The sequence below is a fragment of the uncultured Bradyrhizobium sp. genome (assembly GCF_936928535.1).
Classification (GTDB): Bacteria; Pseudomonadota; Alphaproteobacteria; order Rhizobiales; family Xanthobacteraceae; genus Bradyrhizobium.
In genome coordinates this window covers 146080-172835 of the sequence record NZ_CAKZHY010000099.1, presented here as the reverse complement: position 1 = coordinate 172835, position 26756 = coordinate 146080, and the positions used below count along the sequence as shown (strand labels likewise).

The 26756-nt window shown below is 63.7% G+C and carries 30 protein-coding genes and 1 pseudogene; 19 read left to right on the top strand and 12 right to left on the bottom strand.

The features are described 5' to 3' along the window. Window positions 1-15 precede the first annotated feature (15 nt). From Q0687_RS21905 to Q0687_RS21875, 7 genes are all read right to left on the bottom strand, one after another. Window positions 16-1281: an AAA family ATPase gene (locus Q0687_RS21905; RefSeq protein WP_298881212.1), complete on the bottom strand. Its 1266-nt coding sequence runs from the start codon at window positions 1279-1281 to the stop codon at window positions 16-18. Then, window positions 1278-2012: a CpaD family pilus assembly protein gene (locus Q0687_RS21900; RefSeq protein WP_298881210.1), complete on the bottom strand. Its 735-nt coding sequence runs from the start codon at window positions 2010-2012 to the stop codon at window positions 1278-1280. The genes Q0687_RS21905 and Q0687_RS21900 overlap by 4 nt, the downstream gene beginning before the upstream one ends. Window positions 2013-2033: 21 nt before the next feature. Then, the gene (locus tag Q0687_RS21895) at window positions 2034-3509 is read right to left on the bottom strand and encodes a type II and III secretion system protein family protein (protein ID WP_298881208.1); all 1476 of its coding nucleotides are present in this window, start codon (window positions 3507-3509) and stop codon (window positions 2034-2036) included. Between the two features lie 11 nt (window positions 3510-3520). After that, entirely contained in the window at window positions 3521-4318 is a 798-nt protein-coding gene (gene cpaB / locus Q0687_RS21890) for a Flp pilus assembly protein CpaB (RefSeq protein WP_298881205.1), read from the bottom strand. A gap of 125 nt (window positions 4319-4443) precedes the next feature. Further along, the gene (locus Q0687_RS21885; RefSeq protein WP_298881203.1) at window positions 4444-4968 is read right to left on the bottom strand and encodes a prepilin peptidase; all 525 of its coding nucleotides are present in this window, start codon (window positions 4966-4968) and stop codon (window positions 4444-4446) included. 136 nt (window positions 4969-5104) lie between these two features. Further along, window positions 5105-5245, bottom strand: coding sequence for a hypothetical protein (locus Q0687_RS21880; protein WP_298881278.1), 141 nt, complete (start codon window positions 5243-5245; stop codon window positions 5105-5107). Between the two features lie 78 nt (window positions 5246-5323). Beyond that, the gene (locus Q0687_RS21875; RefSeq protein ID WP_018646598.1) at window positions 5324-5488 is read right to left on the bottom strand and encodes a Flp family type IVb pilin; all 165 of its coding nucleotides are present in this window, start codon (window positions 5486-5488) and stop codon (window positions 5324-5326) included. A 256-nt stretch (window positions 5489-5744) separates the two neighbouring features. Here Q0687_RS21875 and Q0687_RS21870 point away from each other — a divergent pair, with 256 nt between their 5' ends. The 3 genes and pseudogenes from Q0687_RS21870 to Q0687_RS21860 all read left to right on the top strand — a co-directional run. Then, window positions 5745-6572: a sterol desaturase family protein gene (locus Q0687_RS21870; RefSeq protein ID WP_298881277.1), complete on the top strand. Its 828-nt coding sequence runs from the start codon at window positions 5745-5747 to the stop codon at window positions 6570-6572. 142 nt (window positions 6573-6714) lie between these two features. Next, complete coding sequence (locus Q0687_RS21865; RefSeq protein WP_298881192.1) at window positions 6715-7218, top strand: pilus assembly protein N-terminal domain-containing protein; 504 nt, start codon at window positions 6715-6717, stop codon at window positions 7216-7218. Between the two features lie 85 nt (window positions 7219-7303). Continuing rightward, a pseudogene (locus Q0687_RS21860) lies at window positions 7304-7435 on the top strand (pilus assembly protein); the annotation flags it as partial. Between the two features lie 112 nt (window positions 7436-7547). On the opposite strand, the gene Q0687_RS21855 reads toward Q0687_RS21860, so the two are convergent. From Q0687_RS21855 to Q0687_RS21845, 3 genes are all read right to left on the bottom strand, one after another. Next, complete coding sequence (locus tag Q0687_RS21855; RefSeq protein WP_057759442.1) at window positions 7548-7760, bottom strand: cold-shock protein; 213 nt, start codon at window positions 7758-7760, stop codon at window positions 7548-7550. Window positions 7761-8026: 266 nt separating this feature from the next. Next, entirely contained in the window at window positions 8027-8317 is a 291-nt protein-coding gene (gene infA / locus Q0687_RS21850; RefSeq protein ID WP_008546913.1) for a translation initiation factor IF-1, read from the bottom strand. Window positions 8318-8340: 23 nt separating this feature from the next. Beyond that, the gene (locus Q0687_RS21845) at window positions 8341-9906 is read right to left on the bottom strand and encodes a DEAD/DEAH box helicase (protein ID WP_298881184.1); all 1566 of its coding nucleotides are present in this window, start codon (window positions 9904-9906) and stop codon (window positions 8341-8343) included. Between the two features lie 499 nt (window positions 9907-10405). On the opposite strand from Q0687_RS21845, the gene urtA reads away from it, so the two are divergent. From urtA to Q0687_RS21765, 16 genes are all read left to right on the top strand, one after another. After that, window positions 10406-11728, top strand: a complete 1323-nt coding sequence (gene urtA, locus Q0687_RS21840) for an urea ABC transporter substrate-binding protein (RefSeq protein WP_298881183.1) — start codon at window positions 10406-10408, stop codon at window positions 11726-11728. 82 nt (window positions 11729-11810) lie between these two features. Further along, entirely contained in the window at window positions 11811-13421 is a 1611-nt protein-coding gene (urtB, locus tag Q0687_RS21835; RefSeq protein ID WP_298881181.1) for an urea ABC transporter permease subunit UrtB, read from the top strand. Then, the gene (urtC, locus tag Q0687_RS21830) at window positions 13418-14587 is read left to right on the top strand and encodes an urea ABC transporter permease subunit UrtC (protein WP_298881179.1); all 1170 of its coding nucleotides are present in this window, start codon (window positions 13418-13420) and stop codon (window positions 14585-14587) included. The genes urtB and urtC overlap by 4 nt, the downstream gene beginning before the upstream one ends. 5 nt (window positions 14588-14592) lie before the next feature. Beyond that, the gene (gene urtD, locus Q0687_RS21825; protein WP_298881176.1) at window positions 14593-15354 is read left to right on the top strand and encodes an urea ABC transporter ATP-binding protein UrtD; all 762 of its coding nucleotides are present in this window, start codon (window positions 14593-14595) and stop codon (window positions 15352-15354) included. Window positions 15355-15357: 3 nt separating this feature from the next. Further along, window positions 15358-16053: an urea ABC transporter ATP-binding subunit UrtE gene (gene urtE / locus Q0687_RS21820; protein ID WP_298881174.1), complete on the top strand. Its 696-nt coding sequence runs from the start codon at window positions 15358-15360 to the stop codon at window positions 16051-16053. 53 nt (window positions 16054-16106) lie between these two features. After that, on the top strand, window positions 16107-16949 hold the full coding sequence (locus Q0687_RS21815) for an urease accessory protein UreD (RefSeq protein WP_298881172.1): 843 nt from the start codon (window positions 16107-16109) through the stop codon (window positions 16947-16949). A gap of 24 nt (window positions 16950-16973) precedes the next feature. Next, window positions 16974-17276: an urease subunit gamma gene (locus tag Q0687_RS21810; protein WP_007605424.1), complete on the top strand. Its 303-nt coding sequence runs from the start codon at window positions 16974-16976 to the stop codon at window positions 17274-17276. Window positions 17277-17388: 112 nt separating this feature from the next. Continuing rightward, entirely contained in the window at window positions 17389-17694 is a 306-nt protein-coding gene (locus Q0687_RS21805) for an urease subunit beta (RefSeq protein ID WP_298881113.1), read from the top strand. Between the two features lie 26 nt (window positions 17695-17720). Continuing rightward, a complete protein-coding gene (locus Q0687_RS21800) occupies window positions 17721-18848 on the top strand; it encodes a patatin-like phospholipase family protein (protein ID WP_298881110.1) in 1128 nt (375 codons plus the stop codon). Between the two features lie 14 nt (window positions 18849-18862). After that, window positions 18863-19402 carry an HD domain-containing protein gene (locus Q0687_RS21795; protein WP_298881107.1) on the top strand — a complete coding sequence of 180 codons (540 nt, stop codon included), beginning with the start codon at window positions 18863-18865 and terminating at the stop codon, window positions 19400-19402. A 37-nt stretch (window positions 19403-19439) separates the two neighbouring features. Beyond that, the gene (ureC, locus tag Q0687_RS21790) at window positions 19440-21155 is read left to right on the top strand and encodes an urease subunit alpha (protein WP_298881105.1); all 1716 of its coding nucleotides are present in this window, start codon (window positions 19440-19442) and stop codon (window positions 21153-21155) included. Between the two features lie 114 nt (window positions 21156-21269). Then, window positions 21270-21569 (top strand): putative quinol monooxygenase, encoded by a 300-nt coding sequence (locus tag Q0687_RS21785; RefSeq protein ID WP_298881102.1) that lies wholly within the window; start codon window positions 21270-21272, stop codon window positions 21567-21569. Window positions 21570-21575: 6 nt separating this feature from the next. After that, on the top strand, window positions 21576-22184 hold the full coding sequence (gene ureE, locus Q0687_RS21780) for an urease accessory protein UreE (protein WP_298881099.1): 609 nt from the start codon (window positions 21576-21578) through the stop codon (window positions 22182-22184). Next, on the top strand, window positions 22165-22893 hold the full coding sequence (locus tag Q0687_RS21775; protein WP_298881276.1) for an urease accessory protein UreF: 729 nt from the start codon (window positions 22165-22167) through the stop codon (window positions 22891-22893). Before ureE ends, Q0687_RS21775 begins: the two co-directional genes overlap by 20 nt. 155 nt (window positions 22894-23048) lie before the next feature. After that, window positions 23049-23672: an urease accessory protein UreG gene (gene ureG / locus Q0687_RS21770; protein WP_298881096.1), complete on the top strand. Its 624-nt coding sequence runs from the start codon at window positions 23049-23051 to the stop codon at window positions 23670-23672. A 300-nt stretch (window positions 23673-23972) separates the two neighbouring features. After that, entirely contained in the window at window positions 23973-25628 is a 1656-nt protein-coding gene (locus Q0687_RS21765; protein WP_298881093.1) for an HWE histidine kinase domain-containing protein, read from the top strand. 27 nt (window positions 25629-25655) lie between these two features. On the opposite strand, the gene Q0687_RS21760 is transcribed toward Q0687_RS21765, so the two are convergent. Next, window positions 25656-26015, bottom strand: a complete 360-nt coding sequence (locus tag Q0687_RS21760) for a RidA family protein (protein WP_298881090.1) — start codon at window positions 26013-26015, stop codon at window positions 25656-25658. Window positions 26016-26072: 57 nt separating this feature from the next. Beyond that, window positions 26073-26681: a TetR/AcrR family transcriptional regulator C-terminal ligand-binding domain-containing protein gene (locus tag Q0687_RS21755; RefSeq protein ID WP_298881087.1), complete on the bottom strand. Its 609-nt coding sequence runs from the start codon at window positions 26679-26681 to the stop codon at window positions 26073-26075. Window positions 26682-26756: the final 75 nt, after the last annotated feature.

Here is a 26756-nt window from a genome sequence, read left to right as displayed (position 1 = left end):
ACTCCATGCGGCGGCTTATTTTCCCCGCAACTTATCAATCAGCGGTGAAAGCAAGGACGACTTTTGTTTCTTCGTCTCGCTCCGGCCGGTCAGGCGCTGGGCGATCTGGAGGAACATCTCGATAGACTTATGGTTTGCGGAGATCTCCGCGATCATCTGGCCGTTGTTGGCGGCCGCGCCGAAGATCTGCGGCTCGAATGGGATCGAGACGACCGGCTGGCTCTCGATCGCCTTGGCGAATTCTGTGGCGGCGATCTCCGGCCGCTTGGGAACGCCGACCTGGTTCAGGCAATACAGCGGCGGGCGGTCGTTGGGGCGAGCGGCCTTCAGGAGGTCGAACAGGTTCTTGGTATTGCGCAGATTGGCGAGATCCGGCGCCGCCACGATCAGGATGTCGTCGGCGCCGATCAGGGCGCGCTTGGTCCAGCCCGACCATTGATGCGGGATGTCCAGCACGATGCAGGGCATGGTCGAGCGCAGCGTGTCGAACACCGAGTCGAAAGCGTCGGTGCCGAAATCATAGACCCGGTCGAGCGTCGCCGGCGCCGCCAGCAGGCTGAGATGGTCCGTGCATTTCGACAGCAGGCGGTCGATGAAGGCGGTATCGACGCGATCGGGCGAGAACACGGCGTCCGCGATGCCCTGGGGCGGATCCTGGTTATAGTCGAGCCCGGCGGTCCCGAAGGCAAGGTCGAGATCGGCGACCACGGCGTCCATCGCGAGGTCCCGCGCGATGGCCCAGGCGACGTTGTGGGAGATGGTGGAGGCGCCGACGCCGCCCTTGGCGCCGACCACGGCGATGATGCGGCCGACCGCCTTGGCTTCCGGCGCCGAAAACAGGTTGCAGATCGAACGCACGACGTCGATCGGGCCGACCGGCGCGAGCACGTAGTCGCTGACGCCGCGGCGCACCAGCTCGCGATAGAGCATGACGTCGTTGATGCGGCCGATCACGACGACGCGGGTACCGGCGTCGCAGACGGTGGCGAGCTGGTCCAGCCCGGCGAGCAGATCGTTGCGGGCGTCGCTCTCGAGCACGATCACGTTCGGCGTAGGCGCCGAGCGGTAGGCTTCGATGGCTGCCGCCATGCCACCCATCTGGATCTTCAGATGGGCCTTGCCGAGGCGGCGGTCCTCGCCGGCCGATTGAACGGCTGCAGCGGTCTCGACGGTTTCGCAGAAGGCCTGGACCGAGACGCGCGGAGCGGGCGCAATATGCTCCTCGACCGGCGGCGGGATCTCCGGCTGCTCTTCCTGAGTCTGGCGCGCGTAGTTGATCATTTGCCGGTGTCACTGAGTTTGGCCTTTTCGGCCTCGGGATAGCTGGTCGACGTCGACAAGCCCTTGCGGTACTTCTCGAAGGCGGCAGTGCGTCGCGCGGTGTAAGCAGGAGTTTCGGGCCGCGGCTGCTCGAGGTCCGACGGATTGTCGACCATGGCCGCCATGTTGCGCTGATAGGCGCATCCGAAATTGTAATAGTCCTTGTTCTCGAACCAGCTCTTGTTCTTCATCGAGGGGCCGAGGTCCTCCGGCCACAGGCCGCACGGGCCCGCGACCGCCGCGATCTTCGAATAGGTCAGTCGGATCGGCGGCAGGAAGCGCTTGTCTTCCGGCTGGTAAGGACGGGCGATGATCCCGCGCGGCGGGACGCCCCCGGCCGCCAGCATCGCCTGAATCTCGCGCATGGATTCCGCGACCGGGCGCGCATTCGGCGTGCCCGTGGGCACGTCGATGTGAATGGCGCCGGTCCCCTCGTGCATCCAGGTCGACGCCAGGCCCATCACGTCGGCGCGCTGGGCCGCGGTCAAGCCGCCACGGGCGTGACCGACGAACACCACGACCGAGCGGTTCTGCTCCTCGATCGCGATCGGGTGACGCTGCTTGTAGTCGTCGGGAATCGAAGCCGTCGCGACCTCGTCATGCTGGCAGCCGCCGAGCGCGAGCGCGAGACCGACGAGCACGCCACCGAGGCCGGCGGCGCGGTGGCGGTTCTGGGGTCGTGTTGCAATCATAACTTAAGTCCCCGTTCCGCCTCAGTCGGTGATGAAGCCGTAAGTGCCGCGGTAGTTCTTTGCCGGTTCGGTCCGGCCCGGCACGCCATAGAGGCGGTTGATGTTGCCGATCAGTTCGGCCTGCGGATCGGCAGGTGCAGAGAAGCCGTCATCCGGGCGCGAGAGGTCCTTCGGCGACGTTGCGCGCACGATGTAGGGCGTCACGATCACGACCAGCTCGGTCGAGTTGTTGACGAAGTCGCGGCTGCGGAACAGCGAGCCGAGGATCGGGAGCTGCATCAGGCCCGGCAATCCGCTGATCGCCTGCTTGGTCTGCTGCTGGATCAGGCCGGCCATCGCCATGGCGCCGCCGGAGGGAATTTCGAGTGAGGTCTCGGCGCGGCGGGTCCTGATCGAGGGCACCGTCACCGAGTTGACCGAGGTCGAGGTGACGGCCTGCGACAGCGTGATCGCGTTGTCGTTGGAGAGTTCCGACACCTCGGTCATCACCCGCAGACTGATCTTGCCTTCGGTCAGCACCACGGGCGTGAAGTTGAGCGAGATGCCGAACTTCTTGAAGCTGATCTGGGTGGTACAGACATGGGTCGTGGGATCGCAGGCATAGCCTGCGGGCACGGGGAATTCGCCGCCCGCGATGAATGTCGCCGATTCACCTGATATCGCGGTCAGATTTGGCTCGGCCAGGGTGCGGATCACGCCTGCGGTTTCCATGGCGCGCAGCGTGGCCTGCACGGAGGGGCCTCCGCCGAACTTCGCGCTCAGGCTGTTGCCGTCCACGAGGTTGTGACCAAGCGCTGTGAACGGGTTCGAGTTGGTGAAGCTCACCACCGAGGTGCCGTAGTTGAGGTTCGCGGTGAGATCGATGCCGAGCTGCTTGACGATGTTGCGCGCGACCTCCGCGACCGTCACCTTCAGCATGACCTGGTCGCGCCCGCGGACCACGATCGAGTTCACCACCTTGTCGGCGCCGCCGGCGAGGCGTGCGGCGAGATCGTTGGCCTGCTGCGCTTCGACCGGGTTGGCGGCGCTGCCGCTCAGCACGACGCCGTCGCCGAGGCCGTCGATCTGGATGTCGGAATTGGGCAGGATCTGCTTCAGCGCGGCGCGCACGCCATTGAGGTCGCGCTTGACCGCGATGTCATAGGCGGCGATCTGCTGGCCGGCGGAATCGAAGAACACGATGTTGGTCTGGCCGACCGAGGCGCCGATGATGTAGGCGCGCTGGGAGGAGCGGACCACAGCGTTGGCAATCTTGGGATCGGCGACGAGCACGTCCTTGATGTCGCGTGGCAGGTCGATGACGAGAGACTTGCCGACGCCGAGCGAAAGGAAGCGCGCGTTCATCTGGCCGTCGGCCGCAACCGGTGCCGCGGGACGGTAATCTGCCGCAATCACGGGCGTCAGCACGGGGTTAAGCGTCAGCGCGAGAGCGGCCGAGAACGACAGGGCGCGGACCAGGGAGGTCCGCATCGTCGCCAGATTTGCCCTGCATTTCATATCGACTGTCCTCATCGTGCCTTCGCAGCCTGACTTTGGATGCCGTATCGAATGATCGACACGCCGTCGCGTTGCTGCGTGGATTCATCGAGCGTGATCTCGGTGGTCTTGACGTCGGCAATGCTGCGCAGCGCCAGCGACAGCGTTCCGGCCTGGCGTCCGGAGGACAGCACCTTGGTCTGCGCGGAATCGAGCTCCAGGGTCACGGTCTTGCCGACCACCGCGTTCTGGCCGTCTTTCTCCTTCGGCGCCTGGTCGATGGCCAGCACGCGGACATTGGTCAGGAGGATCTCGGATGTGATGATATCCGGGGCGCCGGCGTTTTGGTCCGGGTTCTTGAGGCGGCGCGTGAGCAGCACGTCAACGCGATCGTTGGGCAGGATGAAGCCGCCGGCGCCGGTCTCCGGCGAGATTTCGGTCGAGATGGCGCGCTTGCCGCTCGGCAGGATCGCGGCCATGAAGCCGGAGCCATCGGCCTTGACCAGCTTCTGGTCGCGGATCGGTTCACCCTGGATGAAGGGGGCACGCGCAATCGAACCCGTGACCTGGGTCGCGCCGTCGGGGCGCTCGTTGCGGCGAATGAAAGTGGGGCTGGCGGTCGCAGTCGGCCAGGTCTGCCACTGCACGTCCTCCGGCTTCAGAGTCTGTCCGAGGCCGATGTCGTTCTTGGCGACCAGTACGTCGGTGGTGGGAAGCTGCGCGACCGGAGCTGCTGGAGGCGGCGCAGAGTCCGAGCCGCTCGCCAGGTACGCAGCGATGCCGCCGGCGCAGATGGCGACCGTCAGGACGACTATGCGTGCCCTATTCATACGCTTCACTTTCCACAAAACGCTGCGACGCTGCCGCCGCCGTAATCGGCAGTTGACCAGCTATTCGTCAAAGCATGGTTAATGAGGCGTATCTAAATCGCCTTAACGCCGGGTTATCGCGGCGTTCAGCGCAGTGCGAGGTGAGCGAGGTCGATCGCTTTCACCCATTCGGTCTCAGGGTAGACCAGCAGCGCACCAAGCGCGAGCGCGATGCCATAGGGAATACCGGTCTGCTTGTCGTGGAGCCGTGCGAGCCAGGCCTGGCCCGCAAGTCCGTAAGGTAGCGGCCATTGCCGGAACTGCAGCAGGAGCAGCGTCAGCGCTCCGCCGAACAGCGAGGCGTAGAGCAGGAAGTCCATCAACTGGGCGAAGCCGAACCAGAGCCCCACGGACGCCGCGACCTTGGCGTCGCCGCCGCCCATCCAGCCCATCGCGAAGCAGGTGAAGGCCACGACGAGGATCAGCGCGCCGGCGCCGACATGGCCCAGCATCTCGTAAGGTGCCATGCCACCGGCGAAGGCGAGCAGGAAGAAACCCGCAACCAGCGCCAGCGAGACGCGGTTCGAGATCGTCATCGTGAAAAGATCGCTGGCGGCCGCGAACGCCATCAGGGCCGGGAACAGCAGGAGGCGCGCGAGGTCGAGGGTCATGGGTTGCGTTTGGGCTGCGTCTTTGGGGGCCTGGATCTGTCGGCGGATCGGGTCGCCGTCGATGCTAGAAGGCAGTGCTAAACAAACCGACAACGGCCGCAAGCAACCTCGGAACGACAACCGGGGGCCGGGGCTCTCACCATATGCTGGCGATGCGCATCGCCAGCGTGACCATGGCAAGCAGCAGCGCAAGGCAGACCCAATAGGCCGAGGCATCGCCGCTGCCCCTATCCGCCTCGGTCGCCGCAATTGCGGCATCGGTTCTGTGCCTACGCAACGCCACTGGAACTCGCCATATCCTGAAAAAACAAAGGCCCCGGAGGTCCGGGGCTTTTGCCGTCGTTCGTCGGTCGGCTTACTTCAGCGAGGAGCTGATCGAGCCGAACTTGGTGTTCAGCGTGCTGCCGAGGTTGTTGACGACGGTGATGATGGCCAGCGCGATGCCGGCGGCGATCAGACCGTATTCGATGGCGGTGGCGCCGGATTCATCCTTCGCGAAACGCGCAATCAGGTTCTTCATGAACTAAACTCCATCTGGGTGAGGTCGCCTCGTTCGGCGCTGTCTTGACGCACCGACCATGTGAGCCGAGCTCTTTCGGCGGGGTTAATTCGGTCGCTCAAACCCGCCGGGTGCGTGATGCTTTCGGCCAGAGTGAATTTCACCTTAAGGCGACGGCTCCAATTCGTTCCGGTTGCGAACTCTGCATCAACTTCACCCTCCTTTAAATTTCGGGGAGTAGGCCTAAGTGGATCAGCAGCCTGGAAGAGACGCGATGATGTCGAGCCTGCCCATGCAAGTCGCCCTGATGCTCGGCGAGACCATCGAGAAGGTGATCCCCGTCACCTTCATGCTCGCCGTGGTCTTCACCGTCCTTGAGCATTTCTGGGCCTGCAATCCCGGTCCGGCGTGGTGGCGCAAACGCGAGATCGTGACCGATATCTGCTACTGGTTCTTCGTTCCGGTGTTCGCCCGCACCATGCGGATCGGACTTCTGATCGTCACCGCCGGCTTCGTCTTCAACATCCACGACGCGGACGAGCTGATCGCCTTCTACGACAATGGCCACGGCCCGCTGGCACAACTGCCGCTCTGGGTGCAGGGCGTGCTGTTCCTGGTCGCGGCCGACTTCATGCTGTACTGGCTGCACCGGTTGTTTCATGACGGCGGGTTCTGGAAATACCATGCGATCCACCACTCCTCGGAGGAGATTAGCTGGATTTCGGCGGCGCGCTTTCATCCGGTGAATTTGATGCTCGGAACGATCGGCGTCGACGTCGTTCTGCTGATGGCCGGCATATCGCCGAACGTGATGATCTGGGTCGGCCCGTTCACGACTTTCCATTCGGCCTTCGTGCACGCCAATTTGAACTGGACCTTCGGGCCGTTCCGATATGTGCTGGCGACGCCGGTATTCCACCGCTGGCACCATACGGCGCTGGAAGAGGGCGGTGACACCAATTTTGCCGGCACCTTCCCGGTCTGGGATATGCTGTTTGGCACCTTCCGCATGCCGAAGGACGAACTACCGCAGGATTACGGCAAGGACGAAGCGACCATGCCGAAGGAGATTGCCGGCCAGCTCGCCTATCCGTTCCGCCAATAGGCAGGCGATAAAACGCAAGTCCGTTAGAACAATAGTCGGCGAATTTGCGGAACGTTCACGAATTACAGGCAGGTTAACCGGGTCGGGCGCCGGCTCCGCTCCTGATCGATTCTGCCGGTTTGTGACGTCCCGGGGTAAGAGTATGCGTAAAGAGTTTCTGCGCCGCCATGCGCGCGTCTGTCTCCTGGTTGCGGCTGCGACGCTGGCTTCGCCGGCGATCGGCCTTGCCGAGCCCACCGTCGATACCATCGCCGTCAATGTCGACCAGGCCAAGTTGGTGCGCTTGCCCGGCAAGGTCGCCACGATCGTGGTCGGCAATCCCCTGATCGCCGACGTGACGCTCCAGGCCGGCGGCATGATCGTCGTGACCGGCAAGGGTTACGGCGCCACCAACTTCATTGCGCTCGATCGCGGTGGCGAGATCCTGGTCGACCGGCAGATCCAGGTCGAAGGCCCGAGCGACCGGCTCGTCACCGTCTATCGCGGGATCGAGCGGGAGTCCTATAGCTGCATGCCGCTCTGCCAGCGTCGCGTCACCCTCGGCGACAGCGAACAATACTTCAACACCACGATGAGCCAGGCCGGCACGCTGAGCAACAATGCCAGCGGCAACGCCACCGCGGCCGCGGCTGCCAAGACCAACTGACACGACAAATCGGCAAGATCTGAAGGCTGCGGGCGGCACCATCCGGTTCCGCCCGCAGTCGTTTGCGATGGACGATCTGGTCTCGTCGTACAGCTACACGCCGTCGGTCGGCTACGTGCTCAAGAACCTGATCACGCTAAGCGACGTCGCCTACACCCGTCCGCGCCAATCGACCTGTGTCTGTTACAGCCCGGACACGACCTGCGCGCCCTATTGAGCCATCTGCTCCCGGGACATGAAAAAAGGCCGTGCATTCCGCACGGCCTTTTCCGTTATTTGCTGCGTTCAAGCCGATCCGATTGCGCGCCCCTCAAGGCGCGCGTTGGATGTCAGCCTGCATCGCGGAGATTGTCGGCAGCCGACTTGCCGGACCGGCGATCGGCGACGATCTCGTAGGAGACCTTCTGGCCTTCGCGCAGCGAGCCGAGGCCGGCACGCTCGACGGCGCTGATGTGAACGAACACGTCCTTGCCGCCGTCGTCGGGCTGGATGAAGCCATAGCCCTTGGTCGCGTTAAACCACTTCACGGTTCCCATGCTCACGGGGGTAGTCCCTTCTCAGATACACAATGGTAGAGCCCGCTCGCGCGGGCAGGTTAGATCGAATTTTTGGAAGGGTCGTCAGCGTGTCTGAACCGGCTGTACCGGTGGATGCTAATGTCGTCCGGCCGAAAATCGATTAATTCATTTTATTGGAATTAAGGCCTCAAAACAATCCTGACGTGCACGATTTTTTGATCCGCCGTGATGTGCACGGCGGATCAGCATACAGATCAGCAATTTTAGTCCGCCCAGGCCGGGGAGCCCGATCAGCGGCGCCGGAACTGGCCGCCGCGCTGGGGGCCGCCGCGCGGCGGTCCACCGGCGGTCGCCGGCCGTTCGTCCTTGTGACGGAAAATCAGCCGGCCCTTTTCGAGGTCATAGGGCGACATCTCCACCGTCACGCGGTCTCCCGCCAGCGTCTTGATGCGATTCTTCTTCATCTTGCCGGCGGTGTAGGCGACGATCTCGTGCCCGGCGTCGAGCTGCACGCGGTAGCGCGCGTCGGGGAGGATTTCGGTGACCAGTCCTTCGAACTGGATCAGCTCTTCCTTAGCCATGAATTTCTCCAGGTCGTGGACGGCTAGTGCGAATGGGGTTTGCGGTTCGGGTGGCCGTTCGGCCGACTCTCACGGCGCAAAAAGGCCACGCCTTGTATCCCATCAGGCGCTCCCGCGCTATGTGCGGAACGCTGTTCCGGGCGTTCGTTTGGCGAAGAATGCACCTTGGCACCGGAACGGCGGCGGCGAGATCCCTTCGAGCCGTTTCCGGGCCTTCCGTCCGCATGCCGCGACTCGCCGTGACGGCCCTCGCCGGGCCGCCCGTCGCTGGGCTTGCCGGAGCTGTGATGTCGTCCGTCGGCATGCCTGTCGTCATTACGACGTCCGTCGCCATTCCGTGTGCCATTCCGTGCGCCTTGCGGACGCTGGCCCGGGCGGCCGCCCGGCCGGCCCTGCCGTTGTTGCTGCGGCGGGGGAGCGCCAGCGTCGCGGCGGCCGGCATCGGTGCGGAGGTCCTCGCGCGGCAGCGCCACCTTGATCAGCCGTTCGATGTCGCGGAGATAGCTGAGTTCCTCGCCGCCTGCGACCAGCGAAATCGCGGTGCCGTCGGCGCCGGCGCGCGCAGTGCGGCCGATGCGGTGCACGTAGGTCTCGGGCACGTTGGGCAGGTCGTAGTTGATGACGTGGCTGATGCCGTCGACGTCGATGCCACGGGCGGCGATGTCGGTGGCGACCAGCGTGCGGATTTCGCCGGAGCGGAACTGCGCCAGCGTGCGCTCGCGATGGTTCTGCGACTTGTTGCCGTGGATGGCGCTGGCGGGAATCCCGGCCTTCTCAAGCGTCTTCACCACCTTGTCGGCGCCGTGCTTGGTGCGGGTGAAAACCAGGGCGCGGTTGACGGGCTCTTGCTTCAACAGCTTGGCAAGGAACGTCGGCTTGGCCGAGAAGTCGACCTGGATAATGCGCTGCTGGATGCGCTCCACGGTCGAGGAGACCGGGGTCACCGCGACGCGGGCGGGATCGCGCAGCATGGAATCGGCGAGCTCGGCGATGTCCTTCGGCATGGTGGCGGAGAAGAACAGCGTCTGCCGCTTGATCGGGAGTTTCGCGACGATTTTGCGGATGTCGTTGATGAAGCCCATGTCGAGCATGCGATCAGCTTCGTCGAGCACAAGGAACTCGACGCTGCCAAGCTTCAGCCCGTTGCTCTGCACGAGGTCGAGCAGGCGGCCGGGGGTAGCGACCAGCACGTCGACGCCCTGCATCAGCGCGCGAACCTGTCGTCCCATCGGCACGCCGCCGATGGCGAGCGTCGAGGACAGGCGGATGTGGCGTCCATAGGCATTGAAGCTGTCGAGGATCTGCCCCGAAAGTTCGCGGGTCGGCGACAGCACCAGCACGCGGCAGGTCTTGGGCTGCGGCTTGATGCGGTTCTCGAGCAGGCGATGCAGGATCGGCAGCGCGAAGGATGCGGTCTTGCCGGTGCCGGTCTGGGCGATGCCGACGACGTCGCGCCCGGTCAGCGCCGTGGGAATGGTCTGGGCTTGGATGGGGGTGGGGGTGACGTAATTCTCTTCGGCGAGAGCACGTGCGATCGGTTCGGCGAGGCCGAAGTCCTGAAACGAAGTCAAAAGATGGGTTCTTTCCATGTCAAATGCGGTCGGCCCGACGCATTCAGCGGGGCGCGCGCATAGGGGTGTCGAGAAGACACCTGCGTGTTTGGGGTGTCGGATGGCTTGGGAGATATGGGGCAAGCCAGAGGCCCGTAGGGGCTTAAGAACACGCGGCTCGCAACGATCGCTCGATTCGCGATCTCCACCACCATATGGAACATTGAGGGGGCGCTTTCAAGGCAGGGCGTCACCGGACATCGATTGCGGTGCAAAAATAGTTATGCTGGATTTTTAGCCAGCAGCACTGATTTGCTCAAAAAATAAACTGACTGCCGCATAAGCATACATTTTGTTCGCCCAAGTTTTGAGCAGTCAGATCACGGCTAAAGTTTGATTGCGAAGAAATTGTCTAGACTGACCAATCACTTGGCAGGTGCTCAGCCCATGGCATGGTTCTTGCGATTCCGTTAATCGCAGGCGGCCGTGGGCCGTTTCGCAGCGTTTTTCACGTCTGCGTCAGGGAGATGATACATCCATGCCTACCAAATCCATTCACGATATAGCGGCGTCATTTAGCCGCCGCGGCGTGCTCGCCGCGACCACCGGACTGTTGCTCGGTCTGGCGTCCATTTCCGGTGCGAAGGCCGCGGACGACACCATCAAGGTCGGCGTCCTGCACTCCCTCTCCGGCACCATGGCCATCAGCGAAACCACGCTGAAGGACACCATCCTCTTCCTGATCGACGAGCAGAACAAGAAGGGCGGTCTGCTCGGCAAGAAGCTCGAGGCCGTGGTCGTCGATCCCGCGTCGAACTGGCCGCTGTTCGCCGAAAAGGCCCGCGAGCTGATCACCAAGGACAAGGTCTCGGTCGTGTTCGGCTGCTGGACCTCGGTGTCGCGCAAGTCGGTGCTCCCGGTGTTCAAGGAGCTCAACAACATCCTATTCTACCCCGTCCAGTACGAGGGTGAGGAATCCGAGCGCAACGTGTTCTACACCGGTGCTGCGCCGAACCAGCAGGCGATCCCCGCCGTCGACTATTTGATGAAGGAAGAGAAGGTGAAGCGCTGGGTGCTCGCGGGCACCGACTACGTCTATCCGCGCACCACCAACAAGATCCTGGAAGCCTATCTGAAGTCGAAGGGTGTCGCCCAGGAAGACATCATGATCAACTACACGCCGTTCGGTCACTCCGACTGGCAGACGATCGTGGCCGACATCAAGAAGTTCGGCTCGGCCGGCAAGAAGACCGCGGTGGTCTCGACCATCAACGGCGACGCCAACGTTCCCTTCTACAAGGAGCTCGGCAATCAGGGCATCAAGGCGAAGGACATCCCGGTGGTCGCGTTCTCGGTGGGTGAAGAAGAGCTGGCCGGCATCGACACCAAGCCGCTGGTCGGCCATCTCGCCGCCTGGAACTACTTCGAGTCGATCAAGACCCCGGCGAACGAGAAGTTCATCAAGGACTGGCAGGCCTACACCAAGAACCCGAAGCGCACGACCAACGACCCCATGGAAGCCCACGTGATCGGCTTCAACATGTGGGTGAAGGCCGTCGAGAAGGTGAAGTCGACCGATCCGGACAAGGTGATCGACGCGCTTCCCGGCATCGAGGCGCCGAACCTGACCGGTGGCGTGTCGAAGATGCTGCCGAACCACCACATCACCAAGCCGGTGTTCATCGGCGAGATCAAGGGCAACGGCCAGTTCGACGTGGTCTGGAAGACCCCGGGTCTCGTGGCGGGCGACGCCTGGTCGAAGGAGCTCGACGGCTCCAAGGACCTGATCGGCGACTGGGTCGGCAAGAAGTGCGGCAACTTCAACACCAAGACCAACAAGTGCCTCGGCTCCGGCTCCTGATCCGGATCTGACATTCGACTGCACGACGGGAGAAGACGGTTATTCCGCCGTCTTCTCCCCACTTCTGCCGGGGTGATCCACAGTGCCATCAAAATTAACCGCTCGTCTTGCGAGCCTCGTCCTTTCGCTGTTCCTGATCGCGTTCGCACTGCCGGCCTTTGCCGGTCCGTTCGAGGATGCGGTCGCCAAATTCGCCAACGACGATTTTTCCGACACGGATGAAGCAATCGGGGCGATCGCAAGCAGCGGCAACAAGCTCGCCTTTCCGATCATCAGCGCGCTCCAGGACGACCGCCTCATGGCCGATCCTGACACCAAGAAGGTCTACGTCACCGGTACCGACGGCAAGTCGATCGATGCCGCGACCGGTGAGCCCGTCGCCAGCGTGCCCGACAGCGCCAGCGCCGTCCGCCTCAACAACCGCCTGCGCCGCAGCGTCGATGCTGCGATCGGCAGCCTGACGCTCCAGTCGCCCGATCTCGGCGCCCGCCTCCAGGCCGCGCAGTCCGTGTTCAAGTCGCATGAGGAGACTGCGCTCGAGCCGGTTGAAAGCGCGCTCGCCAAGGAGACCAATAAATCGGTCAAGGCCGCGCTCGGTGATGCGCGTGCGGCGATCCTGCTGTTCAAGTCAGACGCCACCGAAGTGCAGAAGCTCGAGGCCGTCGCCACCATCAAGGCGCGCGGCGATCAGGAGGCGCTGGCGCTGCTGTCCGACATCGGCACCGACCAGCCGGCGTCCGTGGCGAAGGCAGCCACGAGCGCGATCGGCTCGATCCAGAACTCGCTTGCGGTCTGGTCCACGGTGCAGAATGCCTGGTATGGCCTGTCGCTCGGCTCAGTGCTGCTGCTCGCGGCGATTGGGCTCGCCATCACCTTCGGCGTGATGGGCGTCATCAACATGGCCCATGGCGAGATGGTGATGATCGGGGCCTACACCACCTTCGTGGTGCAGGAGGTGATCCGCACCCGTTATCCCGCCTTGTTCGACTATTCGCTGCTGATCGCCGTGCCGCTCGCCTTCCTCGTCGCCGGCGCCATCGGCGTGCTGATCGAGCGCAGCATCATCCGCTTCCTCTATGGCCGGCCGCTGGAGACGCTGCTCGCGACCTGGGGCCTGTCGCTGGTGCTGCAGCAGGCGGTGCGCACCATGTTCGGCCCGACCAACCGCGAGGTCGGCAACCCGTCCTGGATGAGCGGTGCGTTCGAACTCGGCCAGATCACCATCACCTATAATCGGCTCTGGATCCTCTGCTTCACGCTTGCCGTGTTCGTGATCCTGCTCGCCATGCTGCGTTACACGGCGCTCGGTCTCGAGATGCGGGCCGTGACGCAGAACCGCCGCATGGCGGCCTCGATGGGCATTGCCACCTCGCGCGTCGATGCGCTCACCTTCGGGCTTGGTTCGGGCATTGCCGGCATCGCCGGCGTGGCGCTGTCGCAGATCGACAATGTCAGCCCCAATCTCGGCCAGAGCTACATCATCGACAGCTTCATGGTCGTGGTGTTCGGCGGCGTCGGCAATCTCTGGGGGACGCTGGTCGGCGCCTTCACGCTTGGCATCGCCAACAAGTTCCTGGAGCCGGTCGCCGGCGCCGTGCTCGGCAAGATCGCGATCCTGGTCCTGATCATCCTGTTCATTCAAAAGCGGCCGCGCGGCCTGTTCGCGCTCAAGGGCCGTGCGGTGGAAGCATGACCCCTCACATGCTGACGCGATCGCTGGACCGCGGCGCGGCGATCTTCCTGATGATCGTCGCCGCCTGCGGCATCCTCATCCCGCTCTCCAACCTGCTGCTGCCGGCGGGCTCGGCCCTGCAGGTGCCGACCTATCTGGTCGCGCTCTGGGGCAAATATGTCTGCTACGCGATCCTGGCGCTTTCGATCGACCTGATCTGGGGCTATTGCGGCATTCTCTCGCTTGGCCACGGCGCCTTCTTCGCGCTCGGCGGCTATGCCATGGGCATGTATCTGATGCGGCAGATCGGCACCCGCGGCGTCTACGGCAATCCCATCCTGCCGGACTTCATGGTGTTCCTGAACTACTCGAAGCTGCCCTGGACCTGGTACGGCTTCGACATGTTCTGGTTCGCGGCGTTGATGGTGCTGGTCGTGCCCGGCCTGCTCGCCTTCTGCTTCGGCTGGCTCGCCTTCCGCTCCCGTGTCACCGGCGTGTACCTGTCGATCATCACCCAGGCCATGACCTATGCGCTGCTGCTCGCCTTCTTCCGCAATGACTTCGGATTTGGCGGCAACAATGGCCTCACCGACTTCAAGGACATCCTGGGCTTCAACGTCCAGGCCGAGGGCACGCGCGCCGCGCTGTTCGCGCTAAGTTGTTTAGCGCTGATCGTCAGCTTCCTGATCTGCCGCGCGGTCGTGTCCTCCAAGCTCGGCAAGGTGCTGATCGCGATCCGCGATGCCGAATCGCGCAGCCGCTTCCTCGGCTACCGGGTCGAATCCTACAAGCTGTTCGTATTCACGCTGTCGGCCTGCATGGCCGGCGTCGCCGGCGCGCTCTATGTGCCGCAGGTCGGCATCATCAACCCCAGTGAATTCGCCCCGGGCAATTCGATCGAGGCGGTGATCTGGGTCGCGGTCGGCGGCCGCGGCACGCTGGTCGGTGCGGCGCTCGGCGCCATCGTCGTCAACTACGCCAAGACCTTCTTCACGTCGGGCGTGCTGGCGCCGTACTGGCTGTTCATGCTGGGTGCTATGTTCATCCTGGTGACGCTGCTGCTGCCCAGGGGCATCGTCGGCACCTTCAATGCCTGGCGCGAGCAGGCCAGGGAGAGGCGTCCGGCCGCGACGACCGCGAGCGCGGCGGCCGAAGACGGCATCACCGAACCGAAGATGGCGGAGTAGCGGTCATGAATGTCATGGATACCCGCGCGACCTCCGCGATGCTCTATCTCGACGGCGTGCACGTCTCGTTCGACGGCTTCCACGCCATCAACAATCTGTCGCTGACGCTCGCGCCGGGCGAGATGCGCGCCATCATCGGCCCCAACGGTGCCGGCAAGACCACGATGATGGACATCATCACCGGCAAGACCAAGCCCGACGAGGGTACGGTGCTGTTCGACGGTGTCACCGACCTGACGCGTCTCGACGAGACCCGCATCGCCGAGCTCGGCATCGGCCGCAAATTCCAGAAGCCGACGGTGTTCGACAGCCAGACCGTGCAGGACAACCTGCTGCTGGCGCTCAATGTCGATCACAGCGTCAAGGGCACGCTGTTCTGGCGCGGCAGCAGGGCCGAGTCAGAGCGGATCGACAAGGTGCTGGAGACCATCCGCCTCACCGACGCCCGCAACCGGCTGGCCGGCAGCCTCAGCCACGGCCAGAAGCAGTGGCTCGAGATCGGCATGCTGCTCGCGCAGGATCCAAAACTGCTGCTCGTCGATGAGCCCGTCGCCGGCATGACCGACGTCGAGACCCATCTCACCGCCGAGCTGCTCAAGGAGATCAACAAGACCCACACCGTCATGGTGGTCGAGCACGACATGACGTTCGTGCGCGAACTCGGGGTCAAGGTCACCTGTCTGCATGAGGGCACCGTGCTTGCCGAAGGAACCATCGACCAAGTCTCGTCCAACGAGCGGGTCATCGAAGTCTATCTGGGACGCTGAGCCATGCTTGAGGTCAAGAACATCAACCTGTTCTACGGCGCGGCGCAGGCCTTGCGCGGCGTCTCGATCGCGGCCGAGCCGGGCAAGGTGACCTGCGTGCTCGGACGCAACGGCGTCGGCAAAACCTCGCTGCTCCGCGCCATGGTCGGGCAGTATCCCATCTCCTCGGGCGCGATCCTGTTCGACGGCAGCGACATTACCGGCTTGAAGCCATATGAGCGGGCGCGCAAAGGCATCGGCTTCGTGCCGCAGGGCCGTGAAATCTTTCCGCTGCTGACGGTCGAGGAGAACCTCAAGACCGGCTTCGGCCCGCTCAAACGCCAGGACAAGAACATTCCTGATGACGTGTTCTCGCTGTTTCCGGTGCTGCAGTCCATGCTCGGCCGGCGCGGCGGCGATCTCTCGGGCGGCCAGCAGCAGCAGCTCGCGATCGGGCGCGCGCTGGTGATGCGGCCAAAGCTGCTGCTGCTCGACGAGCCGACCGAGGGCATCCAGCCCTCGATCATCAAGGACATCGGCAGGGCGATCTCGTACTTGCGCAACCTCGGCAACATCGCCATCGTGCTGGTCGAACAATATCTCGATTTTGCCTGCGAACTCGGCGACAGCTTTGCGGTGATGGATCGCGGTGCCGTGAAGTTCACCTGCGATCGCTCCAATCTCGACCCAAGCGAGATCAGCCGCCAGATGGCGCTGTAAGCCGGGACATTGTAGGCTCAGGAATGCCTGCCGCGGCCGGCTGGGGGAGACGGATGTGGAGCGACGCCTTGGTCACATCTTTGGCGACATCTTCGGTGTTCGAAGCCAATCGCGCCCGTGGCGCCGTCAGCTTCGATGTGCACGCCCGCGATGGCGTGACGCGCCGCGGCGCTTTGTATGAATCCGGCTCGCTCCGCGTGCGTTTTCCCTCGCCGGAGGATGACGGCCTGTCCGGAGTGTTCGTCAACACGGCCGGCGGCGTTGCCGGCGGTGATCGGTTCGATATCGAGATATCGGCCGCAGATAACTCGCGCCTGACACTGACCACCGCCGCCGCCGAGAAAGTCTATCGCGCGCCGGGCGCGGCGGCGCAGCTCAACATTTCCTTGAAGGTTGGCGCCGGTGCGCATCTGTCCTGGCTGCCCCAGGAGACGATCTTGTTCGACCGCGCGCGGGTCCATCGCCGCTTCGACATCGAGCTCGCTGAGGCCGCCTCGCTGCTGCTGTGTGAGATTGTCGTCTTCGGTCGGACCGCCATGGGCGAGCGCATGGAGCAGGGCGAATTCGTCGATCGCTGGCGGCTTCGCCGCGGCGGCAAGCTGGTCTTTGCCGAGACCGTCAGGCTCGACGGTGATATCGGTGCGAAACTGGCGCGACTGGCGGTCGCGAAGGGCGCTGCTGCGATCGGCACGGCCTTGATCGTGCCCGGCGACGAGGCACTGGTCGAACGCCTCCGTGAGGCGTCGGACTCTTTCGCCGGCGAGGTCGGGATATCCGCGTGGAATGGCTTTGCAATGGCGCGGTTCTGTGCCCAAGATGCGGCGCGTTTGCGTGCCGACATGATGGCCGTGCTGGCGCGCACCGGTGCGGTCTTGCCGCGGCTCTGGCTGAATTGACGAGTTGAACGGAAGAGATTCTTCATGAACCTGTCTCCCCGCGAAAAGGACAAGCTTCTGATCTCGATGGCCGCCATTGTGGCGCGCCGCAGGCTGGACCGCGGCGTCAAGCTCAACCACCCCGAGGCGATTGCGATCATCTCCGATTTCATCCTCGAAGGTGCGCGCGACGGCCGCACTGTCGCCGAGTTGATGCAATCGGGCGCGCAGGTGCTGACGCGCGACCAGGTCATGCCCGGCATCCCCGAGATGATCCACGACATCCAGGTCGAGGCGACGTTCCCCGATGGCACCAAGCTCGTCACGGTGCACGAACCGATCAGGTAATCTAATTCGTCATTCCGGGGCGCCCGAAGGGCGACCCCGGAATCCAGAGACAGTTGATTGAGATTCCGGGTTCTCGCTGCGCGAGCCCCGGAATGACGAGGAGAGGACAGACATGATTCCCGGCGAACTCTTCATCCAGGACGGCGAGATCGAGCTTAATGCCGGCCGCAAGACGGTGACGCTGACGGTGGCCAACACCGGCGACCGCCCGATCCAGGTCGGCTCGCACTATCATTTCTTCGAAACCAACCCGGCGCTGAAATTCGACCGCAAGAAGTCCCGCGGCATGCGCCTCGACATCGCCGCCGGCACCGCCGTCCGCTTCGAGCCCGGCCAGACCCGCGACATTCAGCTCGTTGCGCTCGCGGGCAAGAAGACGATCTACGGTTTTCGTGGCGACGTGATGGGGAAGCTGTAGGCAGGGAATCCATAGAAAGATCCGCCATGGATACGCTCGCCAAGGACAAGGTCGAGATCGGACTCGTGCTCCAGGGCGGCGGCGCGCTCGGCGCCTATGAGTTCGGTGCGATCGAGGCGCTGCTGGAATTGATGGACGACATCGATCGAGCGGGTCGGGCTGTCAGGCTGGTCGCGGTCACCGGTGTGTCCATCGGCGCGATCAACGCCGCCTGTGTCGTTGGTGCCGCTGACCGGGCTGACGCCAGACGGCGTTTGAAGGAGCTTTGGTCCGAGCTTGCGCTGGAGCCGTGCAACTATTGGTGGGGCATCCCGGAGCAGGATTTCGCCCTGTTCGGCGTCCACGGCTTCTACAAGCCGCGTTACGACTACTGGGACGTCCTCAGCTGGAGGAATTTCTACGATACCTCGCCCATGCTCGAGACGCTGAAGAACCACGTGGATTTCGCCGCGCTGAATGCCAGCCCAACGGTCTTCGTCGTGACTGCGGTCGATTTGTCCTCCGGCGAATTGACGCGCTTCCGCAACCATCCGCGTGAGGGCGAGCAGCAGGGCGAGATCAAGCCGCAACACGTCCTCGCCAGTGGCAGCCTTCCCCCTGGATTTCCGGCGACGCCGATTGGTGACAGGAAGTTCTGGGACGGCGGTATCGTCGACAATACGCCGCTCGGCGATGCCATCGAGGCGTTTTCGGGGGCGACGGATGTCGATCGCATTCTCGTGGTGATGAACCTCTTTCGCAACAAGCGGGCTGCGCCCAAGAACATGATCGAGGTGAATGACCGCCTCAGCGAGCTGCGCTATGGCAATCGGCTTCGCCAGGATGGCGCCAATGCCGCTGTCATCAACGAGCTGCTTCAGACCATCGAGGCGTTGTCCGCAGCCGTTCCCGAAGCGGCGCGGACGCCGGACCTCGACAGGCGGGTGACGCAGGCGCAGCGTTTCAAGACGCTGGGTGCGATCACCAACATCGATCTTGCCGATTCCGACCTCGTCAGGGCGGCCGGCGTGTCGGAGGAGGCCGAGGATTCTGGAGCCTTTCGCGATTTTTCCGCCGCGGGCATCGAGCGGCGCCGCAAGGCAGGGTACCGGCTTGCACAGGTGAAGCTCGACGAAATGTTCAAGACCCGCGGCTTGCTGCCGGCGCTGCACTGACAAGGAGTGTTGTCGTGATTGCCCCGGTCCGCCTCGTTTCCGAAGCTGCTGAGCTGGCCGCGCGCCGGCACAACGGCATGGCGCGCAAGGGGCGGGGGAATGAGCCCTACATCAACCATCTTGCAGAGGTCGCGCACCTGCTTGCAGTCGCGACGGATGGCGCCGATGCCGAACTCGTCGCGGCTGGCTGGCTGCACGACACGATCGAAGACACCGAGACCACCCGAGAAGAGCTCGCGGAAAGATTCTCCCAGCGTGTTGCCTCGCTCGTTGTCGAGTGTACCGACGACATGAGCCTGTCGAAGGCCGAGCGGCGGCGCCTGCAGGTGGTCCACGGGCCGAAGAAATCGGCAGGCGCAAAGCTGATCAAGATTGCCGACAAGGTCAGCAATATCGGCGCACGCATTCATTCCAATCCGACCGCGGAAGAACGCGACGACCTCGCCGACTACACCGGCTGGGCCGAGCAGGTCGTCGCCGGCTGCCGCGGCGGCAACCCATGGCTCGACACGACATTCGACGACATGGTGCAAAAGGCGAGGTCTTCGCTGTGAGCACTGAACTGGAATTCAATCGCAAACGGGGCTTGTGATGTCCGTCAAAATAAAGCGTTCCGTCTATGCCGACATGTTCGGTCCGACCACCGGCGACAAGGTGCGGCTGGCCGACACCGATCTCATCATCGAGGTCGAGAAGGATTTCACCATTTACGGCGAAGAGGTGAAGTTCGGCGGCGGCAAGGTGATCCGCGACGGCATGGGCCAGTCGCAGGTCACCAACAAGCAGGGCGCAGCCGACACTGTCATCACCAACGCGCTGATCGTCGATCACTGGGGCATCGTGAAGGCCGACGTCGCCATCAAGGACGGCATGATTGCAGGCATCGGCAAGGCCGGCAATCCCGACATTCAGCCGGGCGTCACCATCATCATCGGCCCCGGCACCGACGTGATCGCGGGTGAGGGCAAGATCCTCACCGCGGGCGGTTTCGACAGCCACATCCATTTCATCTGCCCGCAGCAGATCGAGCACGCGCTGATGTCAGGCGTCACCTCGATGCTCGGTGGCGGCACCGGTCCCTCGCATGGCACCTTCGCCACCACCTGCACGCCCGGCCCTTGGCATATGGGCCGGATGATCCAGTCGTTCGATGCTTTCCCCGTCAACCTCGGCATTTCCGGTAAGGGCAATGCCTCGCGGCCTGCGGCGCTCGTCGAGATGATCAAGGCCGGCGCCTGTGCGCTGAAGCTGCATGAAGATTGGGGCACGACACCGGCGGCGATCGACAATTGCCTGTCGGTGGCCGATGACCACGACATTCAGGTCATGCTGCACTCCGACACGCTGAACGAGTCGGGATTCGTCGAGGACACCATCAAGGCCTTCAAGGGCCGCACCATCCACGCCTTCCACACCGAAGGTGCCGGCGGCGGTCACGCGCCTGATATCATTAAGGTCGCGGGCCTGAAGAACGTGCTGCCGTCCTCGACCAATCCGACGCGGCCTTTCACCCGCAACACCATCGACGAGCATCTGGACATGCTGATGGTGTGCCACCACCTCGATCCCTCGATCGCGGAAGATCTGGCGTTCGCGGAAAGCCGCATCCGCAAGGAGACCATCGCGGCCGAGGACATCCTGCACGATCTCGGCGCGCTCTCGATGATGTCCTCGGACTCGCAGGCGATGGGCCGTCTCGGCGAGGTCATCATCCGGACCTGGCAGACTGCCGACAAGATGAAGAAGCAGCGCGGATCGCTACCGCAGGACAAGGGCAAGGACAGCGACAATTTCCGCGTCAAGCGCTACATCGCCAAGTACACGATCAACCCCGCGATCGCGCATGGCGTGTCGAAGCTGATCGGCTCGGTGGAGAAGGGCAAGCTTGCCGATCTCGTGCTGTGGTCGCCGGCCTTCTTCGGTGTCAAGCCCGATTGCATCGTCAAGGGCGGTACCATCGTCGCCGCGCCCATGGGCGATCCCAATGCTTCAATTCCGACGCCGCAGCCGGTGCATTACCAGCCGATGTTCGGTGCCTTCGGCCGGGCGCGGACGGCTTCCTCGGTGGTGTTTACTTCAAAGGCGGCCATCACGGGCGGTCTCGCGCGAAAGCTCGGCATCGAGAAGAAGCTCTATGCGGTCCAGAACACCCGCAGCAAGATCTCGAAGAAGAGCATGATCCACAACGACGCCACGCCAAACATCGAGGTCGATCCGGAGACCTATGAGGTGCGCGCCGATGGCGAGCTGCTGACCTGTCCGCCCGCCGAGGTGCTGCCGATGGCACAGCGATATTTCATGTACTGAAATAGCGCCTCAACGCATGTCCGGGGCGCCTTTTCCGGTTTTGCGTTCGATCCGGGCTGGTCTAATGTCCCGCCCGGTATTGAACCCATAGAAGAAAAGCCGGGAGGATTTCTCGTGATCTACGTCGTTGCCACCTTGACCATCAAGCCCGAAACCCGCGCCGAATTCATCGCAGCCGCCATTGCCTGCATCAAGGAGACGCGGAAGGAGCCCGGCAATATCGCCTACGATCTGCATGAGAGCGTCACCGATCCCACCAAGATGGTATTCGTCGAGCAATGGGAGAACATGGAGGCGCTGGGGCCGCATCGGACGCAGGAGCACATGAAGACGTTCGGACGGGTCGCGGTGAAATGCTTCACGGCGCCGCCGAAGATCGAATACATCACGCCCGAGAAGGTCGAGACGAGGTAACACCGCATGATCCGGGCGACGCAGATTAAGGGACAGCACCGCTTCACGGAAACGCCGGCGGATACGGTCGTGCTCGATTTCGACGATCGGCATCGCCGCCGCATGGCGATGACGGGGACGCGGGGCCTCGAATTCCTGCTCGACCTGGAGAATGCGGTTGCGCTGCGCGGCGGCGATGCGCTGGTGCTGGAGGACGGAAGGCTCGTCGAAGTGGTAGCGGCGCCCGAGCCGCTGCTCGAGATCCGCGGCCGCGATCCGCAACATCTCATCCGCGTCGCCTGGCATCTCGGAAATCGCCATCTGCCGACGCAGCTCATGACCAAAGCCTTGCGCATTCGCCGTGATCACGTCATCGAGGCGATGGTGAAAGGGCTGGGCGCTAAGGTGGTCGAGATCGAGGCGCCGTTCGATCCCGAAGGCGGCGCTTACGCAGATGCCGGTCATGCGCACGGCCATGATGAACACGCTCATCACGATCATGGCCATGATCATCACGGCCACGATCATGATCATTCCGCGCATGACCATGGGCACGATCATCACCATCACCACGACGAGCATTGCGACCACCCCGACCATCGTCACGGCCACAAGCATGCTCATGACCACAAATGAGCCTGTCGGCGCGGGCGACCTCGCCGAACGCGAGGCCGCGGCGCTCTACCGGCTGATGACCTGGCTTTCGCCGGCGTTTCCCGTCGGCGGCTTCTCCTATTCCAGCGGCATCGAATGGGCGGTCGAAGCGGGAGATATCACCGATATCGCGACGCTTGCCGACTGGCTCGATGCGATGCTCAGCGATGGTTCGGGCTTTTGCGATGCGACCTTTCTGGTCCAGGCCTATCGTGCCGCCGAGGCTGGCGAAGACGCTTCCTTGAGCGACATCGCCGAGCTTGCCGCCGCCTTCGTGCCGTCGCGCGAGCGGCAGCTCGAGACGACATCGCAGGGCCGCGCCTTCATCGATATTTCCCGCGCCGCCTGGGATACGGATGGCCTGGATGCCATCGTCACGGCATGCCGCACGCCACTGGTCTATCCCGTCGCGGTCGGCGTGGTCGCTGCGGCGCACGGCGTGCCACTTGCGCCGACGCTGCACGCTTTCCTGCATGCGCTGGTCTCGAACTGGATTTCCGCGGCGAGCCGGCTGATTCCGCTCGGCCAGACCGACAGCCAGCGCGTGCTGGTGAAATTGGAAGCCGCGGTCGCTGTAACGGCCAATCGAGCGCTGAATGCGACACTGGACGATCTCGGCAGCGCCACCTTCCGCGCCGATCTCGCCAGCCTGCGGCACGAGACGCAGTATACGCGGCTGTTTCGCTCGTGAGGCACGATGCCACCCCATCGTCGTCCCGGCGAAGGCCGGGACCCATAACCACAAATGCTTTTGGTTATGTAAGGATGTGGCTCCAACTTGCCGCAACAACGGAATTCGGTGGTAACGGGTCCTGGCTTTCGCCAGGACGACGATAGGAAAAATCCATGGCAACTTCTCACGGCCCCTTGCGTGTCGGCGTCGGCGGTCCCGTCGGATCGGGCAAGACCGCGCTGATGGATCTGCTCTGCAAGACCATGCGCGAGCGATACGACATCGCAGCGATCACGAACGACATTTACACCAAATGGGATGCGGAATTCCTTGTTCGCTCGGGTTCGCTGACGCCGGATCGCATCGCCGGCGTCGAGACCGGTGGCTGCCCGCATACCGCGATCCGCGAGGACGCCTCGATGAACCTCGCGGCGGTCGCGGACATGCGCGCCAAATTCCCCGGCCTCGATCTCGTGCTGATCGAATCCGGCGGCGACAATCTCGCTGCGACTTTTTCCCCGGAGCTTGCCGACCTCACCATCTACGTGATCGACGTTGCCGCCGGCGACAAGATCCCGTCCAAGGGCGGCCCAGGCATTACCCGTTCAGACCTCCTGGTCATCAACAAGATCGACCTCGCGCCCCACGTCGGTGCGTCGCTTGAGAAGATGGACACGGACGCCAGGCGGATGCGCGGCGAGCGCCCCTTTGTCATGACCAATCTGAAGAAGAGCGAGGGGCTCGACCGCATCGTCGGCTTCATCGAGACCAAGGGTGGATTGAAGCGGACGGGCTGATGGGCCGCGGCGACATGGCGCAGGCATTTTCCGCCGTTAACGCCTGAGGCAAATCCGCGTTTGCGGAACAAATTTCGGACACGGCGATTATCTACCTCCGGTGCCCGGGCAAAGCCGCTATTGGCCAGACGATCGGCCGGGCGGATTAAGCTTTTTGGGGGACCCAAGTTGCGTACAGATGTCTCCTCCGTCATTATCCCCGCCACTGGGGTCCACCCTGTTTCGGCACATGGCCGTTCGAGCGGCGTTCATATGCTCCGTGTTTATTGCCGACCTCCTGCCTTCGCCTGAGTAGTCCGCGTGGTCCGGCTGGGTTTCATCATCGGCTTCATTGCTCTGCTCGGAGCCTTGCTCTCAGGGCTGGCGGCCTATCGTGTCCACGATCAGGAACTGGCGCTGGACCGGATCGCGCTGGCGCGCGCGATCGACGTTCATGCGAGCCTCGTCCAGGAACGTTCAACCGAGCGTGAGCTGCTGGCGCGTGTCGCCTCAGGTCTGTTCCGCGCGCCATCGGTGCTGAAGCCCAACATGCTGGAGCCGCTGCGCTCCGCGATCTACGCTTTCAAAACCGACTTCGTGGTGGCCGGCTGGGTTGCGCGGCTTCGGCCAAGCGAGCTCGCCGCGGCGCAGAACGCGATTGCAGCCGCCGGCTTCCCGAAGCCGCAGATCCGTGACTACAACGACCAGCCGATCGACCCGGCAAGCCTGACCCAGCCGATCGACGTGCTCATGGACCTCGAGCCGCGCAGCGACGAGACCAAAACGCTGCCGGGCCGCAGCTACGACCAGGATCCTGTTCGCAACGCGATGCTGACCCGGGCCAGGATCGAGAAGCGGTCGGTGGCCTCAGACCCGATCCCGCTGTTGAGCGGCAAAGGGCCGATCGGCATCATCGTGGCCGCGCCCGTCATTCCCGAGGGGGCGACCGAGCCGGTCGGCTTCATCACGTTTTCGTACGAGCTGGCCTCGCTGATGCTGACCAATGACGATTTATCGTTGTTCTCGGTCGCATTGAAGGATCCGCGCAAGGAAGGTAGTGAGCTCGTTGCCAACGATCAGGGCGTCGTCTCCACGCGCATGGCGTCGGACGGGCCGGCGCCATCGGCAACACGCACCGTCTCCTTCGGCGGCCGCGACTGGCAGCTCGGCTATTACGCCAAGACCAATTCGGCGCGGCGCGCCGAGCAGACCGCGATCATCGTGGCGGCGATCGGCTTCGCCATCACCGCGATGGTGTGCGGCCTGTTCGGCTACGTCGCCTACAACAACTTGAGGCTCAGCCGCGAAATCCAGGTACGGATCGGCTTCGAGCGGCGGCTGACGGCTGTCATCGACGAGCTGAATCACCGCGTGAAGAACATCCTGGCGGTGATCCAGTCGATCGTGACGCGCACGCTGCGCCATGGCTCCGACATCGACGTCGCCCGCGAGCTGTTGATCGGCCGCATCCACGCCATGTCCAACGTGGTCTCGCTGCTCAGCGAGAGCCAGTGGCAGGGCGTCAAGCTGAAGGGCTTGTTCGAGGCGCGCGCGATTCCGCACGCCGACCGCATCGCCGTCAGCGGACCTGACATCGCCGTCAGCGCTCGCGCCGCGCAAAGCCTGTCACTGCTGTTCTTCGAGCTCGCCTCGCACTCGGACGAAGGCCTGTCGCTGGTCGGCAAGCATCCGCACATCACCGCGAACTGGACGGTGACGGGCGAGGAGCCCGAGACCGTGTTTCATTTCCGCTGGGAGGAGTTCAACACCAGCGAGGCGACGCGTCGCCCGGATTCGGATTTCGGCCTGATCCTGCTCGACCGCGTCGCTCCCGAAGCGCTCGGCGGTAACGCCAAGCGCTACTTTACCGACGTCTCCTATGTCTACGAGCTGACTGCGCCGATGGAGACGGTCGTCGACATGACCGAGCGCGATCGCACGGACAAGATATCCGCACCGGTGCGGCCGCCGAAGTAGGCTGGAAGCAGGCTTGTCGCCCGCGCGTCAGGCGGCGCTCGCGCGAGCCGCGATGGCGGTCATCTCGAGCTTGACGCTTGGGCCGAGATCGGCGACGCCGACGGCGGCACGCGCCGGCAAATGAGCTCCCGCAAAGTGCGCCTTCCAGGCCGCGTTGAACGCAGCCTTCTCGCCGAGATCGGTCATGAAGATGGTCACCTGCAGGACGTTGGCCATGTCGGATCCGAGCGTTTCGAGCAGACGCGACAGCTGCCCAAGCACATCGTTTGCCTGACCCAACATGTCGAGGCTGGCGTCCTCGGGGACGATTCCGCCGATGTAGAGAACGCCGCCGTGCTCGACCACCTCGTGGAGCAACCCTTCGTAGGGCAAGATGCGCTTGATCATGATGAGACGATGCTCCTGTCGAAAGTGGCGTGAGACGTGCCGTATCCTGCGCCGGCTTCAGCCTTTCGGCCGCAAGACCAGGTCGACCAGGGACCGCGCATATCCAGGCGTGATCGGCGCGATGCCGAAGACGTAGCGGTAGAACAGGCTGCCATAGATGGCGTCGTAGAGGTCTTCCGCCGGCGCTTCGGCGAGAATGCTGCCGTCGCGCTGACCGGTCGCGATCATCTCCACCAACGCGTCGCGGCGGAATTGCAGGTAGCGAGCATAGAACAGCTCCGCCGAGCCGGTCTTGGAGATGCATTCGGAGATCACGGCGAGCTGCACCTTGCCGAACTCGCCCTGCAGGGCCTCGGCATAGGCCACGGCATGGCGGCGCGCGCGCATGGCGGCCGTGCCGGCGCTCGCCGGCGGCAGCGGCAGCATCTGGGCGGCGTGATGCAGGAAGGCGTCGATCAGCAGCGCCTCCCGCGACGGCCACCATTTGTAGATGGTCATCTTGGAGACATTGGAGTGGCGCGCCACGGCATCGATCGTGGTCGTGGCAAGGCCGGTCGTGGCCATCAGCGCATAGGCGCTTTCGAGGATGGCGTTGGTGGTTTCGATCGAGCGGGGCCGGCCGCGCCGGGGCGCACCCTCGGTCGCATCGCTCGCGTCTTTTGCCATGACCAGCCGGTCTCTCCTTGCGCAGAGGCCGCCATTCCCGCAAGCCGCCACCTCATCCCGCATAGCGCAGCGGAG

Bases quoted from the DNA above. Each gene is read 5' to 3' on its own strand.
- Q0687_RS21905 (WP_298881212.1), bottom strand. From the start codon at position 1,281: ATGATCAACTACGCGCGCCAGACTCAGGAAGAGCAGCCGGAGATCCCG.
- Q0687_RS21900 (WP_298881210.1), bottom strand. From the start codon at position 2,012: ATGATTGCAACACGACCCCAGAACCGCCACCGCGCCGCCGGCCTCGGT.
- Q0687_RS21895 (WP_298881208.1), bottom strand. From the start codon at position 3,509: ATGAAATGCAGGGCAAATCTGGCGACGATGCGGACCTCCCTGGTCCGC.
- cpaB (WP_298881205.1), bottom strand. From the start codon at position 4,318: ATGAATAGGGCACGCATAGTCGTCCTGACGGTCGCCATCTGCGCCGGC.
- Q0687_RS21885 (WP_298881203.1), bottom strand. From the start codon at position 4,968: ATGACCCTCGACCTCGCGCGCCTCCTGCTGTTCCCGGCCCTGATGGCG.
- Q0687_RS21875 (WP_018646598.1), bottom strand. From the start codon at position 5,488: ATGAAGAACCTGATTGCGCGTTTCGCGAAGGATGAATCCGGCGCCACC.
- Q0687_RS21870 (WP_298881277.1), top strand. From the start codon at position 5,745: ATGTCGAGCCTGCCCATGCAAGTCGCCCTGATGCTCGGCGAGACCATC.
- Q0687_RS21865 (WP_298881192.1), top strand. From the start codon at position 6,715: ATGCGTAAAGAGTTTCTGCGCCGCCATGCGCGCGTCTGTCTCCTGGTT.
- infA (WP_008546913.1), bottom strand. From the start codon at position 8,317: ATGGCTAAGGAAGAGCTGATCCAGTTCGAAGGACTGGTCACCGAAATC.
- Q0687_RS21845 (WP_298881184.1), bottom strand. From the start codon at position 9,906: ATGGAAAGAACCCATCTTTTGACTTCGTTTCAGGACTTCGGCCTCGCC.
- urtA (WP_298881183.1), top strand. From the start codon at position 10,406: ATGCCTACCAAATCCATTCACGATATAGCGGCGTCATTTAGCCGCCGC.
- urtC (WP_298881179.1), top strand. From the start codon at position 13,418: ATGACCCCTCACATGCTGACGCGATCGCTGGACCGCGGCGCGGCGATC.
- urtD (WP_298881176.1), top strand. From the start codon at position 14,593: ATGAATGTCATGGATACCCGCGCGACCTCCGCGATGCTCTATCTCGAC.
- urtE (WP_298881174.1), top strand. From the start codon at position 15,358: ATGCTTGAGGTCAAGAACATCAACCTGTTCTACGGCGCGGCGCAGGCC.
- Q0687_RS21815 (WP_298881172.1), top strand. From the start codon at position 16,107: ATGTGGAGCGACGCCTTGGTCACATCTTTGGCGACATCTTCGGTGTTC.
- Q0687_RS21810 (WP_007605424.1), top strand. From the start codon at position 16,974: ATGAACCTGTCTCCCCGCGAAAAGGACAAGCTTCTGATCTCGATGGCC.
- Q0687_RS21805 (WP_298881113.1), top strand. From the start codon at position 17,389: ATGATTCCCGGCGAACTCTTCATCCAGGACGGCGAGATCGAGCTTAAT.
- Q0687_RS21800 (WP_298881110.1), top strand. From the start codon at position 17,721: ATGGATACGCTCGCCAAGGACAAGGTCGAGATCGGACTCGTGCTCCAG.
- ureC (WP_298881105.1), top strand. From the start codon at position 19,440: ATGTCCGTCAAAATAAAGCGTTCCGTCTATGCCGACATGTTCGGTCCG.
- ureE (WP_298881099.1), top strand. From the start codon at position 21,576: ATGATCCGGGCGACGCAGATTAAGGGACAGCACCGCTTCACGGAAACG.
- Q0687_RS21775 (WP_298881276.1), top strand. From the start codon at position 22,165: ATGCTCATGACCACAAATGAGCCTGTCGGCGCGGGCGACCTCGCCGAA.
- ureG (WP_298881096.1), top strand. From the start codon at position 23,049: ATGGCAACTTCTCACGGCCCCTTGCGTGTCGGCGTCGGCGGTCCCGTC.
- Q0687_RS21760 (WP_298881090.1), bottom strand. From the start codon at position 26,015: ATGATCAAGCGCATCTTGCCCTACGAAGGGTTGCTCCACGAGGTGGTC.
- Q0687_RS21755 (WP_298881087.1), bottom strand. From the start codon at position 26,681: ATGGCAAAAGACGCGAGCGATGCGACCGAGGGTGCGCCCCGGCGCGGC.